The 13,059-nt window shown below is 42.3% G+C and carries 11 protein-coding genes; 5 read left to right on the top strand and 6 right to left on the bottom strand.

Translation table 11 applies throughout. From position 1 onward, the window contains the following. Positions 1-16: 16 nt before the first annotated feature. Both MJO53_RS09450 and MJO53_RS09445 read right to left on the bottom strand, forming a co-directional pair. Positions 17-1,852 carry an SLC13 family permease gene (locus tag MJO53_RS09450; protein WP_252078902.1) on the bottom strand — a complete coding sequence of 612 codons (1,836 nt, stop codon included), beginning with the start codon at positions 1,850-1,852 and terminating at the stop codon, positions 17-19. A 16-nt stretch (positions 1,853-1,868) separates the two neighbouring features. Continuing rightward, entirely contained in the window at positions 1,869-2,660 is a 792-nt protein-coding gene (locus MJO53_RS09445; protein WP_252078901.1) for a universal stress protein, read from the bottom strand. Between the two features lie 197 nt (positions 2,661-2,857). Here MJO53_RS09445 and MJO53_RS09440 point away from each other — a divergent pair, with 197 nt between their 5' ends. The 3 genes from MJO53_RS09440 to MJO53_RS09430 all read left to right on the top strand — a co-directional run bounded on the left by MJO53_RS09440 (position 2,858) and on the right by MJO53_RS09430 (position 5,486). Beyond that, complete coding sequence (locus MJO53_RS09440; protein WP_224835544.1) at positions 2,858-3,814, top strand: ROK family protein; 957 nt, start codon at positions 2,858-2,860, stop codon at positions 3,812-3,814. 114 nt (positions 3,815-3,928) lie between these two features. Then, complete coding sequence (locus MJO53_RS09435) at positions 3,929-4,642, top strand: DUF2490 domain-containing protein (protein ID WP_252078900.1); 714 nt, start codon at positions 3,929-3,931, stop codon at positions 4,640-4,642. 112 nt (positions 4,643-4,754) lie between these two features. After that, a complete protein-coding gene (locus MJO53_RS09430; RefSeq protein ID WP_252078899.1) occupies positions 4,755-5,486 on the top strand; it encodes an energy transducer TonB in 732 nt (243 codons plus the stop codon). Positions 5,487-5,536: 50 nt separating this feature from the next. Here the strand turns inward: MJO53_RS09430 and MJO53_RS09425 are convergent, their stop codons facing one another. Together MJO53_RS09425 and MJO53_RS09420 are read right to left on the bottom strand one after the other, a co-directional pair. Further along, the gene (locus MJO53_RS09425) at positions 5,537-6,739 is read right to left on the bottom strand and encodes a succinylglutamate desuccinylase/aspartoacylase family protein (RefSeq protein WP_252078898.1); all 1,203 of its coding nucleotides are present in this window, start codon (positions 6,737-6,739) and stop codon (positions 5,537-5,539) included. 5 nt (positions 6,740-6,744) lie between these two features. After that, positions 6,745-8,589 (bottom strand): CBS domain-containing protein, encoded by a 1,845-nt coding sequence (locus MJO53_RS09420; protein WP_252078897.1) that lies wholly within the window; start codon positions 8,587-8,589, stop codon positions 6,745-6,747. 184 nt (positions 8,590-8,773) lie between these two features. Between MJO53_RS09420 and hemN the strand changes: the two genes are divergently transcribed. Next, on the top strand, positions 8,774-10,132 hold the full coding sequence (gene hemN / locus MJO53_RS09415; RefSeq protein WP_252081237.1) for an oxygen-independent coproporphyrinogen III oxidase: 1,359 nt from the start codon (positions 8,774-8,776) through the stop codon (positions 10,130-10,132). A gap of 18 nt (positions 10,133-10,150) precedes the next feature. Further along, a complete protein-coding gene (locus MJO53_RS09410) occupies positions 10,151-10,972 on the top strand; it encodes a universal stress protein (RefSeq protein WP_224835549.1) in 822 nt (273 codons plus the stop codon). A 92-nt stretch (positions 10,973-11,064) separates the two neighbouring features. Here MJO53_RS09410 and MJO53_RS09405 read toward each other — a convergent pair whose 3' ends face one another. Further along, complete coding sequence (locus MJO53_RS09405) at positions 11,065-12,333, bottom strand: acetyl-CoA hydrolase/transferase family protein (RefSeq protein WP_252078896.1); 1,269 nt, start codon at positions 12,331-12,333, stop codon at positions 11,065-11,067. A gap of 14 nt (positions 12,334-12,347) precedes the next feature. Further along, positions 12,348-13,058, bottom strand: coding sequence for a sulfite exporter TauE/SafE family protein (locus MJO53_RS09400; protein WP_252078895.1), 711 nt, complete (start codon positions 13,056-13,058; stop codon positions 12,348-12,350). Position 13,059 lies beyond the last annotated feature (1 nt).

Here is a 13,059-nt window from a genome sequence, read left to right as displayed (position 1 = left end):
CTGCTGTATTTAATTGTTAGAAGCTCCATATCCATGGAACCAATATTAGTGTTGCGATAAAGAAAAATAGTAGCAAAGGGCCTCCTACTTTTACGTAATCCATAAATTTATATCCGCCCGCCGCCATTACCATTGCATTCGTAGTGGTACCCACGGGCGTCAAAAATGCGGTAGATGCGCTCACGGCCACTGCGATCATAAATGGTTTTGGGGAAACCCCTAATGTCATCGACGCCATTATGGCTATCGGAGCCATTAAAACTGCGGTCGCTGAGTTGTTTATGGTTTGGCTAAAAGCCGCAGTCAATAGAAAAATACCTGCCAATAAGGCCACTGGGTGTATGCTCCCCAATGTGTTCACCAAACTATTGGCGGCCAATTGCGCAACCCCAGTTTTTTGCAGTGCCAATCCCATGGGAATCATTGCTGCTATCATCACTACGCTGGTCCAGCTGATCCCTTTGTACGCTTTGGAAATGGGCACACATCCGGTCAGCATCATAATTCCGGCACAAATCAGTGCTGCTATGGCTCCTGGCAATATTTTAAACACCAAAAGGAGAATCATCAGGACCAAGGTCCCCATAGCAATATAGCTCCTTGTAGTGAGCTGGTCCACATTTTTGGCAAGTGCTTCGGGGCTTCCGGATATTACCAGGTTCTCGTACATGGATTTTAGGGATATTATGTTTTCCCACTGTCCACGAATAACGAACGCATCCCCCGCTTTAATTTTAATTTTGCCGGTCAATGGGGCATTATCCCTAGAAACCGCCAGTAGTTGTACTCCTGCCTGGCGCAAATAATGCCCCAGATTAATGGTCTTCCCTACAAATACCGATTTAGGTGTAATGATCATTTCCGCCATACCCACTTCTTGGTTGATCAGTTCCTTTTTGAGCATATCGGTTTCGGGCTTGGTAGGTATTACCCCCAAGTGAAACTTTAGGACGAGTTTGTCCACATCCTCTGGCTCTCCTTTTACGGTGATTATATCGTGATACCGCATTTCCGTGTCCAGTCCGGGCATCTCCACAAATTGCGGTATTCTCTGCAATTTATTGGGATGTCTTCGTTTTAAACGCATTACGGAAACCTTGTGCTCCCCTTCAAAGTTCCAATCCCCTATTTTTGTGTTGATCAATTGCGACATTGACCGGATCCTAAGTCGATACAAGTTATCCCCAATGCTATAATTTTCGATCCATTTATGCATCTCTTGATCAATGGCCATGGGCTTATTTTTGGTTCTATGGGACGGAAGCAACCTGTACCCGATGTACCTAAAATATAGCACCGAAATAATAAGTAAGGGCACTCCTATCAAGCCAAATTCAAAGAACGAAAATCCGGTAAATCCATTTTCCACCAAGGCATTGCTCACTATAATGTTGGGAGGTGTACCCGTTAACGTCAGTAATCCGCCCGTATTGGAGCCGAATGCGACAGGGATCAATAGTTTAGAGGGTAAGGTCCCGGCATTCCAAGCTGCAGTTACACTTACCGGGAGCAATGCGGCAACCGTTCCTGTATTACTTACAAAACCGGACAACAAACTGGAGCCTAGAGTTACTATTACCAGTAAGCGGGAGATGTTCCGCCTTGCCCACTTCACAAAAAACTGTCCGGCCATGGCGGTCCAACCGGTTCTGGACAGCCCTTCACCAATTATAAAAAGGGCCGCGATCATAATTACGGTCGGGTTGCTAAATCCGGTCAATGTCTCACCCAGGTCCAAAATTCCTGTAAGATAAAGTGCCAACATGGCCATTAGCGCAACAACATCGGGAGGAAATTTCCCCCATATAAACAGTAAAATGGTAATTCCTAAAATTAATAGCAGTGGCAGCATGCTCAAAGGTGTAGGGTTAATCCAAAGTCAGTACCGGTATCTCCGAATGAAGGGTCAACAGTTTTGTTAACCTACCTTCGGAAGGGGTACTTTTTTCGGTGTGATTTCGTGGCAATATGGTCAATAGGTCAATATTTTTCTCGTTGATGTAATCCAAGATTCCTTGTTCCACGTCTTGATTTTTACTAAATGAATGCTCTTCATAAAAATGTTCCAAGTAATATTCCAACAGGTTTTCGTTAGATTCTTTGACCGCCTCCTCGTCATACACGGAATCCTTGTAAATTGTCAATACATGTACCTTGGCATTAAAAAATCTTGCAATCTCGAGTAGGGTCTCCAAAACCGACTTGTCATCAATTTTTTCTCCTCCCAAAACCAAGGCGATCGATTTTGGCTCTTTGATACTGGTTCCGTAGGGCACGGATATTACGGGGCAGTTCGCATCCAAAACAAGCTTGGATGTATTGGTTATGGCTTCATCCGTAATTTTATCGCCCATTGTGCCCATCATGATCAAATCTGCGCCGCTTTCTTCTTGCGTGGCCAAAATGGTTTTTACTACACTTCCGGTTTTTGTAATAAATTCCGGGGCCACTTTAAGCCTCACATTGAACGAATCCAATAGTTTTACAAAATCGCTCCCCAACTTGTCGCTATCGGCCTCTGTAATGGGCATAGCACCCACATAAAGTCCCATGATCCCAATGGAACGATCAGGTCCTACAAAGTTGACCACGTATTCCAAAGCATTTACGGATGCCTCGGAAAAATCAAAAGGGATCAATATTTTATTTAAACTGCTCATACCTCTGTATTTTTATTGGTTTTAATTCTCTGTTCAAAAGTAGAATCGACCACTGAAGTAAAACATGACAGAAGTCAGGATTTCTATTTTTTCCTTGATATTAGCAAAAAATACACATAGAGTTAAACATAGTATGTTATTATATTGACACCATTATATTTATCTTTAAAACCAAACAAACTAATTGGATTTACACGATGGATTTAGTGATAGGAATTGATATAGGAGGCACCAAAACCAAAATCGGCTTGGTCGATAAATATGGTGAATGCTACGAAAAAACCTTTTTCAGAACCAAGGAATATCCAAATTTGGATTCTTATTTGGATAAGATAAAATCCACTTGTGATCAACTTGTGGAACAATTCGGGGAAGATGCCAATATCATCGGTTGTGGAATCGGGGCGCCCAACGCTTCCAGTAAAAACGGGACCATAGAAAGTGCAAGCAACTTGGCTTGGAAAGGCAGTGTGCCCATTGTAAAACTGTTAAAGCAAAGAATGGATATGCCCATACGTATTATGAACGATGCCAGTGCGGCCGCATTGGGAGAGATGTTGTTCGGTGGCGCAAAAGATATGACCGATTTTATTGTGATAACCCTTGGCACCGGTTTTGGTGCCGGCATTGTTGCCAATGGTCAACTTATAGATGGTTTTGATGGTTTTGCCGGTGAGCTGGGCCATGTAGATATGACCATTGGCGATGGCAGGTTAACCGGACTTGGGGTAAAAGGTGGTCTCGAAGCCTATGTATCCGCTACTGGGCTAAAGCGTACCGTTATGTACATGCAAAGTAAATATATGGTAGAGAGCAGGTTTAGGAACATTGCCTATAACGACCTGCATGGGGAGGATATTACCAAGGCTGCCGAGGAAGGTGACGAAATTGCATTAAAGGCTTTTGATTATACAGCTAGAATAATGGCACAGGCCTTAGCCAATTTTACTGCCTTTACCCAACCTGAAGCTTTTATCCTTATGGGAGGGTTGACCAATAGCGGCAAATGGATCATGACGCCTTTGGAAAAATATTTCAATGGTTTTCTTTTAGATGTTTACAAAGGAAAAGTAAAGCTTATGCACTCCGGTATGCAAGGAAAAACCGCCGCCATTTGTGGTGCAGCGGCCCTGATCTGGGAAAAATCCAATTAGAACAACAAATCCTATACATTTCTTTACGGGAAAGCACCATCTATGACAAGTGTCATACTTTTCCATTTATTTTAATGGAAAACTTTGTGTTCCAACAATCAAAACACCTTGATTATGGAATACGTAAGGTATTGTTTAAGATTGCTTTGTTCCATAGTATTCACAGTTTCACTAACCCAAGATCTTCAGGCCCAAAATTCCAGCGAAAACGATTACGGATCTTGGATATTGCTTTATGGCAACACCAAAATTCATGAAGAATGGAGCGTACCGGTAGTGGGAATTGTTCGGCACCACCATATGTTGGATAAATATGGATTCTTCTTTTTCCGGACCGGGGCTACCTATAAATTGAGCAAAGCTTCCACGATTACCGGTGGTTTTGCCCTACTCAATTCCAACTCCTACCTTGGACCGGACGATGTAAAAAATACCAATCAACTATGGTTATATGCGGAATACAATCTGAATACTTTATACCATACACAAAAAATATCCCATAGGTTCAGGGTGGAGAATAGACGATTGATCAATGTGGATGATCCAAAAGTGAACAATCGAGTGCGATATCGCCTTCAATATTTAAAGCCCATATATAAGGATATCTATTTTAAGGCCTTTAACGAGCTTTTCTTAAACATAAAGGGCGAAACTTTTAATCAGAATAGGGTATTTATAGGATTTGGGCAACAATTGACCCCTAAGATAAAAGTGGACATCGGCTACTTTAATAGAAAATTTAAAAAAAGTAACGAAGACATGATCCGGCTAAGTCTTTCATTCAATATTGACCTTACCAAAAACGATCTCGCGCTTAAGACCAACTAAGAACACAACCCGTTCCGGTTCAAATAATTACAAGCGATTCGCAAAGCTGACTTTTATCATATTTTCTGATTTTGAAGAAGTCTACCTTTAACCTAGTTAAATAGTAGAAGTCATGAAACCAAAAAAGAACCCAAACGCCGAAATAGGACGCAATAGCAGTCTTTATTTCATGATAGGACTTACTTCGGTCTTGTTTTTAACATGGCAATCCTTCGAAGTAAAGTTCTATGAAGAGGAATCCAAAGTTTCAGAAGTTGTACAAGTTACAGACGAACTTAAGGAAGATGTACCCGTCACGGAAATACTAAGAACTGCCCCGCCACCACCACCGCCATCTGCTCCCGATGTTATCGAGATCGTTGAGGATGTGGAAGAGGTAGAGGAAACTGTAATAACCAGTACCGAGAGCAGCCAAGAAACCTTTATTGAAGACGCTGTTGTTAGGATAGAAGATGTTGATGTTGAAGAGGTAGAGGAAGAAATCGTAGTTCCCTTTGCCGTAATTGAATATGTTCCAGTTTTTCCGGGTTGTGAAATTTACGAAACCCAAGAGGAACGCAAAGAATGCTTTAACCAAAAGGTACAGGAGCACATAAAGGAGAATTTTACCTATCCGCCTTCTGCTTTGGAAATGGGTATTACCGGTAGAGTTTATGTACAGTTTGTAATAGACAATAAAGGAAAGGTCAGTCAAATCCAACAAAGGGGACCGGACAAATTATTGGAAAAAGAGGCTACCCGGATCATAGCTTCCTTGCCACGGGTTAAACCAGGGGAACAAAGAGGAAAAACCGTAAGTGTTAAATACAGTATTCCGATAAACTTTATAATGCAGAACGATTAATTAACATTATCCAATTTCTCCAAAAAGGTCCAAGTCAATTCTTGGGCCTTTTATTTTTTGTACCATGCCGTTCCTTTATATGCTTTAAATTTTGAAGCACTCTCCCTATTCTTTGCCATCAATCGGGATTCATCGAACTTTCTGGCCCTATATCCCAGTAAATGGAGGAACGATTTGGCAAAAAACCGGGCTACCCTTTGGTCGACCACCAAGGTATCCTTACTACCATCTTTCCACTCCACCCCCGGAAGCTTGACCAAAATATGGTCCACTTTAAACCTTCTTAATTTCTTGGACAGCCATAACAAGAAAACCGGTATCGGTCTTATAAAATAAAAACCTTCGTTACCTTGTTTTTGATACAACGGCATAAAAATCTGTCGCTTTTTTGTTGTTTTAAGTTCTATACCATCCACAAGGGCAAGATCTGCACCTTTAGGGATCGTTTGAAAATTAACGTAACCAGGAGCCATTACAAAATTGCTATTGGGCGCGATATCGTACTGATGATATATTTCGTAAAATCTATGGGGTGCATCGCTGGAGTTCGAAATATTCCGGTATAGTTGTTCTTTCCGCTCTTCCGAAACATGGACGGATTGTGTTACAGCCAAACTATAACGGATAAATTCCATACAATTCTTTACGGCCATATCGTCATCGTGCTGCCCGCTCTCAAAACCTAAGGATACGTAGCCCAGCTCATTAATATAGCTCAACAGAGCCCCTTTTAAATACTCCTCTATCCCCAATATAATCGGCAAAGGATAATTGGAGGCATACTTGCGGTTCAACAGGCTATCGTTCAGAACCATAAATGGACTGGTATTGCTCGATGTGGTATGAAGGTCCATAAAATAAAAGGGCGGGGTGCCGGAGTCCAAAATACTATGTATCAAACGGTACAACTGCCCCAACTCGTTCTCTTCGTTGTGCCTTATTTCTTGGTGGTCTATAATACGTTCGATCCTATCTTTAAACCATATCCGGTTAAGGTCTTCGGTTTGGTAACGCTGTTTGCTTTCCAGTGCGCCCAAATTGCCCGAAATGGCGTACAATTCTCCATGAACAGTTGTTTTTTTGGAATGCAACTCCCTAAACACCTCCTTTAAGGCGAATACGCCCGCCGTCTCGTTTCCGTGCACACCTCCAAAAAATACCACTGTAGGACCGCCTTTTTTACCGCGGATATGATCTATTACACGGTCCACCTTTACAGTTTCGTCCAATGCTATACTGTGAACTATTGTCATATTTATTACATATCAACTTTGCTGATGATTCCCACGATATGGGCATCCACACATACAGGCAAGCAACCAATATTGTGCTTTTCCATTATTTTCTTTGCTTCGGATATTTCAGTTTTTGGGCTTACCGTGATCACATTTTTGACCATTACATCCGAGACCCTAGCTTCTTTTTTATCGATCTTTTTAAATTTTTCTATATGGCTCCATGTGAGAAGCCCCACAAGCTCTCCCTTCCCATTTTCCACGGGAAGATGATGAATATTGTTCCACTGCATGATCGCTATGGCCAAATTTGCGTAATCGTCCTCGTACAACTTCATTAGTTTTGTGGACATTATTTGGCTTACCCAACGGAAAGCCTCCTTGGTCTCCACCATGCCTTCGATAGGTTTCCAAAGATGTACCGGTTCATCATCTTGTTGATTCCGATAGATCGCCTTGGTCAGTTGCACTATGGCACTGTCCAGTTTTATTTGTTTTCTGAGCTCCCTAAAATTTTTGATCTGCCAATCTGCACCTGTTCTACCACTTGCGCGCTTTTCGATAATGCCCAAAAGTTTTTCAATATCCTTTTCATCAACATTATACTTTCTTAGCCCGTTGTATGCTATGGGCAATAATTCTTCCCGAACTATTTTCTTCATGGTCATGGCTTTACCCATCCACGAAAACATGGCGTGTCTGCCACTTGATGCCGCCCTAAGAAAATTGAGTTTGGCCGTTCTAAAATCCATTAGGTCGGGCATGTCGTCATACTTATGAGGTCTTCCGGCCATTAGCCCGACCCAAAATGCAAAATTTGCCATTTCATCTATCACCGTAGGACCAGCGGGAATGTACCTGTTCTCAATTCTTAAGTGTGGTTTTCCATTCCCGACACCATAACAAGGACGGTTCCATCTATAAACGGTACTATTGAACAAGCTCAATGCCTCGAGTTTAGGAATTTTGCCCTCTTTTAATAATTGCAGGGAATTTTCCTCAATAGGTTTGGTAAGCAATATCCGATGGGTGGAAATATCTTGTTTAAATGTTTCCGCTACGGATTTTTTTTGCCATCGTTCCCCAAAACCGACCCTGGCGACTTCTTCGCGCAATGCCTTGGTCCATACCCGCGTATCCAGACTTTGCTGAAACAAGGCTATCCTAGTCTCCCGCCAAAGTTCCTTTCCCAATAAAAGCGGGGAATTGCAGCATACCCCTAAAACAGGCCCCGAAATAGCTTGGGCCCAGTTGTAGCTTTTAACAAAATCCTGTGGGGGTATCTGTAGGTGGAGCTGGAAACTGGTATTGCACGCTTCGAACAAAACTGAGTCGTGATGCAGTGATAGTTCATCGGCTCCATGTATCCTAACCGTAAAATCGTCGCCCCGCCAAGCCGTAAGCACTTCGTTTATACGGTAATACCTTGGAATGGGCGTCATAAAGTCCATCCCCAGCTCATCCTTACTGATTGTTGGCAGAATCCCGGTAAGAATAACCTTGGTATTGTGTTTGGCCGCCGATTCTTTTACCTTGTGCAACAACCTCCTGAGCTGATGCTCCATTGTTGCAAAGCAATCTTTCTCTAGTTTGTAAGGGTCAAGATTGGCTTCAATATTATATGTTGCAAATTCGGTGGTAAAGTGGGGATCATCTACTTCCTTTAGTATTTCCAGTGAATTTGGTGATGGCCTATAATCGTCCTTAATAATACACATTTCCTGTTCTGCACCGATGCGAACAATATCATCTTCGATCAAACCATCGGCAATCATATTCTCAAGGGCCTGGATATCATTGATCAGATGTTGAACAAATACCTTACGTTCGTCCTCGCTAAAAGAACTTTTTCTGATATGTTCTCCCATAGTAAAATATTTAAGAGCATGTCTAAATCATTTAAAGGTACAATGTTTGGAGGGGCAAAAACATGATACACATCAGCCTAAAAATTTGTATTTGGCATCAATTGGGGGGCAATCCTGACAATTATCATGTTTTTTAAAATGGATCAAAAGTACTTTTGAACTATAACACAATGGTATGCAACTTATGTGCGAATTGGTTCAAAAATACAACGTTCCGGGTCCTCGATACACGAGCTACCCCACTGTACCTTATTGGAACACAGACAGTTTTTCCGGAAAAAAGTGGAACTCCAGTGTACTAAAAGCTTTTGGCGAAAGTTCCGAAGAAGGCATCAGTGTTTACATACATTTGCCCTTTTGTGAAAGCATGTGCACCTTTTGCGGATGCCACAAGCGTATAACCAAACGCCACGAGGTGGAGACTCCCTATATTGGATCCGTGCTAAAGGAATGGGAATTATATGTAGATCTGTTGGGAACCAGACCCAAGATCAAGGAACTCCATCTTGGGGGTGGCACGCCAACTTTCTTTTCGCCCGATAATTTAAAAATGTTGATGACCGGAATTGCCCGATTGAGCAAAAAAACCGAAGATATCGATTTTAGCTTTGAGGGTCATCCCAACAATACCACAAAAGAACATTTACAGGCACTTTACGATGTTGGTTTTAGACGGGTCTGCTTTGGAGTCCAGGATTATAACTTAACCGTACAACGTGCAATAAACAGAATACAACCGTTCGAAAATGTAAAAAATGTAACCGAATGGGCCAGGGAAATTGGATACACATCAGTTGGTCACGATATTATTTACGGACTACCTTTCCAATATTGTTCCGATGTGGAAAACACCATAGCCAGGACCAATGCACTAAAACCGGATAGGATCGCGTTTTACAGCTATGCCCACGTTCCATGGCTCAAAGGGAACGGACAAAGAGGGTACAAAGAATCAGATTTGCCCACGTCCATAGAAAAAAAGGCTCAATACGAACTTGGCAAGAGAATGCTTGCCGACTTTGGGTACAAAGATGTTGGCATGGATCATTTTGCCTTGCCGACCGATAGTTTGTACAAGGCGTTGGAGAATGGCACATTGCATAGAAATTTTATGGGCTATACACCATCAAAAACCAAATTAATGATCGGTTTGGGCGTATCCAGCATCAGCGATAGCTGGTATGGCTTTGCACAAAACGTTAAAAATGTAGAGGAGTATGAAAATTTGGTTTCGCATGGGGTAATCCCTATTTTTAGAGGGCATATTCTTAACACAGAAGATGAAATTTTGAGAAGACATATTCTCAATATCATGTGTCAATTTGAAACCACGTGGGAACCACTTGAAGAACAAATAGTGGATTTTGAAGAGATAGTGGCCAACCTGTCCGAATTAAAAAATGACGGATTGGTGGAAACAAGTGACAAAAAAATAAAAGTAACCGCCAAAGGAAGACCTTTTGTAAGAAATATAAGTATGGCGTTTGATCTTCAAATGCAACGAAACAAACCAGATACCCGAATATTTTCCATGACCGTTTAACCTAAAAATCCAATAAAAATGAAAAGTATAATCGTACCAGTTGATTTTTCGAAACAATCCGAAAACGCGCTAAAAGTTGCCGCTTCGTTGGCGAAACAACATGAAGCAGAACTCTTAGTGCTCCACATGTTGGAACTTTCACCTGCCATTATGGGCGAATCAGGATACATTTCCCAAGAACAAGTGGTGCATTTGATAAAGCTAGGTGAAAAACGCTTTGCAGACTTTTTGGAACAACCTTTTTTAAAGGGTATTAAAGTAGTTCCGATCATAAAACACTACAAAGTTTTCAGCGAAGTAAACGAAGTGGCCGAAAAGCACAAGGCCGACCTTATTGTAATGGGGTCCCATGGTGCAGATGGCCTTCAGGAAATCTTTATAGGCTCCAATACGGAGCGTGTGGTCAGAACAGCCGACGTACCCGTATTGGTGATCAAAGGTGATATGTCGGAGTTTAAACCAAAGAGTTTTGTATTTGCTTCCGATTTTGAGGAAGAAAGTGTCGATGCCCTTAAAAAAGCAAAAGATATGGCCGATTTGTTCGGTGCAAAACTTCAACCCGTGTATATAAACACACCTGGTGACGAGTTTTTGAGCCATAAAGACGCTTATGAAAAGATTTCTAAATTTTTACACGCCGCCAGCCTCGGCCTAGAAGTAGAAATTTACAACGATTACACCGTTGAGAAAGGCGTTCTAAACTATAGTGATGGCGTATCCGCCGATCTAATTGGAATCCCAACACACGGCAGAAGAGGTCTTGCCCACTTTTTTATGGGAAGCATTGGTGAAGATATCGCCAACCATTCCAACGCACCTGTAATCACCTTTAAAATTTGATGGATTGCATTTTTGATTGGTTTCATGCAGTTCAAAAAAAGGGGGGCAATTTTAAAATTGCCCCCTTTTTTATTGTTTTTCTTTAAAAACGACTAACCGTTAAACCGCTCAAAGGCCGCTTTCTCCAACGTTTCCCTGTGATCGGGATGGGCAATGGAAATCAACGCTTCGGCACGTTGGTGCAAGTTCTTGCCAAATAGATTCACCACCCCGTACTCCGTGGCCACATAATGCATGTGCGCACGGGTAGTGGTCACACCTGCCCCTTGCTTTAGGAACGGTGTTATTTTGGATACTCCTTTTTTAGTGGTAGAGGACATGGCTATTATTGGTTTTCCTCCTTTGGACAACGAAGCTCCTCTCATAAAATCCATCTGCCCGCCTACCCCGGAAAACTGATATCCTCCGATTGTATCCGCACATACCTGTCCCGTAAGGTCGATCTCTATGGCACTATTGATCGCTGTTGCTTTAGGATTTCTTCGAATCCTGGCTGTATCATTGGTATATCCCGAATCCCTAAAATCACAAATAGGGTTATCATCGATAAAGTCATATAGCTTTCTTGACCCAACAGCGAAACAACTCACAATTTTACCTCGTTTTACCGCCTTTTCCAATCCATTAATCACTCCGCTTTCCAACAACGGCAAGACCCCGTCAGAGAACATTTCGGTATGGATACCTAAATTTTTATGATTACCAAGGTTGGAAAGTACTGCATTGGGTATGTTGCCGATACCCATTTGCAGGGTAGCTCCATCATCTATCAACGATGCCACATGTTTTCCAATCAGGCCTTCTATTTCAGATATTTCGGTAGGATTATGTTCATGGATTGGCCTATCCACTTCAATGGCATAGACAATATCGTCTACATGCACAATTCCGGTCCCATGGGTCCTAGGCACTTGTGGGTTGATTTGTGCGACTATTTTTTTTGCCGTTCTAACAGCTGGCAATGCCACATCAACCGACACCCCCAAAGAGCAATAACCATGTTTGTCCGGTGGTGACACTTGCACGAAGGCCACATCCAATGGAAGATATTCATCGGCAAACAACCATGGTATTTCACTTAAAAAAACCGGGATATAATCGCCCAATCTGGTATTTACGTAACTCCTCACGTTTCCACCAACAAAACATGCATTTAGGGTAAAAGCATTACAATATGGTTCCCTAGTGTATTTTGCGTCGCCTTCGGTATGTATGGAAATGATCTCGACATTGTTAATTTCCTGGTGCCGATCGCAAAGGGCATCTATCAATTCGTTCGGTGTCATGGCCGCACCTTGAAAGAAGACACGGTCGCCAGATTTAACAATTCCTACCGCTTCACTTGCTGTTGTTATTTTCATTTTTGATTAGATTTTTAGGGTTGATGGCATTCTATGGTCGATGATACAGCATCTGCCGGAGCCTGCTTGGGTGAAACATACGGTATTCCCAGACCAAGTCCACGAACTATAAAAAGGACTCCTATAATGACCACGAATACAGGTATCAATTTTTGAATTTTGGATTTAATGGAGGTATTGAACATACCACGGGAGTACACCACCAAGGACATTAACGGCACCGTTCCTAAACCAAAAATCATCATATAAAGTCCGCCCTCCACGGGACTGCCCATGGCAATGGCACCCAAAAGGGCCATATACACCAGGCCACAGGGCAAAAAGCCGTTTAAAAAGCCTATGGTCAAAAAAGTATCCGGGCTCTTTTTTTTGAGCTCAGCCCCAAGTTTGGATTTCACCTTACCAATTATCGAATAAATGGGTGTTAAAAACTTATGCCCGTTCAGATATTTTGCAGGAACCAATACCAGGACTATCATGAGGGCACCGATGCCTATCGAAAGCTTTTGCTGAATACCGAACAAGGACAGTCCCTTGCCCAAAAGTCCAAAAAGCACACCAATTACGCCATAGGCCAATAGTCGGCCAAAATGGTATATGGATAATTGCGCGGTCTTTTTAACCTGGTTGGTTTGGTCCAAGGGGAGCATAAAGGCGATTGGCCCACACATGCCCAAGCAGTGCAGGCTTCCCAATAATCCCAATACCAATGCAGAGGTCAACATT

This window comes from Flagellimonas marinaquae (genome assembly GCF_023716465.1).
Lineage (GTDB): Bacteria > Bacteroidota > Bacteroidia > Flavobacteriales > Flavobacteriaceae > Flagellimonas > Flagellimonas alginolytica.
This window is presented reverse-complemented; position numbering and strand designations above follow the sequence as displayed.

What these genes read in the sequence shown, in the direction of transcription:
- MJO53_RS09450 (WP_252078902.1), bottom strand. Translation starts at nt 1,852, where the DNA reads ATGCTGCCACTGCTATTAATTTTAGGAATTACCATTTTACTGTTTATA.
- MJO53_RS09445 (WP_252078901.1), bottom strand. Translation starts at nt 2,660, where the DNA reads ATGAGCAGTTTAAATAAAATATTGATCCCTTTTGATTTTTCCGAGGCA.
- MJO53_RS09440 (WP_224835544.1), top strand. Translation starts at nt 2,858, where the DNA reads ATGGATTTAGTGATAGGAATTGATATAGGAGGCACCAAAACCAAAATC.
- MJO53_RS09435 (WP_252078900.1), top strand. Translation starts at nt 3,929, where the DNA reads ATGGAATACGTAAGGTATTGTTTAAGATTGCTTTGTTCCATAGTATTC.
- MJO53_RS09430 (WP_252078899.1), top strand. Translation starts at nt 4,755, where the DNA reads ATGAAACCAAAAAAGAACCCAAACGCCGAAATAGGACGCAATAGCAGT.
- MJO53_RS09425 (WP_252078898.1), bottom strand. Translation starts at nt 6,739, where the DNA reads ATGACAATAGTTCACAGTATAGCATTGGACGAAACTGTAAAGGTGGAC.
- MJO53_RS09420 (WP_252078897.1), bottom strand. Translation starts at nt 8,589, where the DNA reads ATGGGAGAACATATCAGAAAAAGTTCTTTTAGCGAGGACGAACGTAAG.
- hemN (WP_252081237.1), top strand. Translation starts at nt 8,774, where the DNA reads ATGTGCGAATTGGTTCAAAAATACAACGTTCCGGGTCCTCGATACACG.
- MJO53_RS09410 (WP_224835549.1), top strand. Translation starts at nt 10,151, where the DNA reads ATGAAAAGTATAATCGTACCAGTTGATTTTTCGAAACAATCCGAAAAC.
- MJO53_RS09405 (WP_252078896.1), bottom strand. Translation starts at nt 12,333, where the DNA reads ATGAAAATAACAACAGCAAGTGAAGCGGTAGGAATTGTTAAATCTGGC.
- MJO53_RS09400 (WP_252078895.1), bottom strand. Translation starts at nt 13,058, where the DNA reads ATGTTGACCTCTGCATTGGTATTGGGATTATTGGGAAGCCTGCACTGC.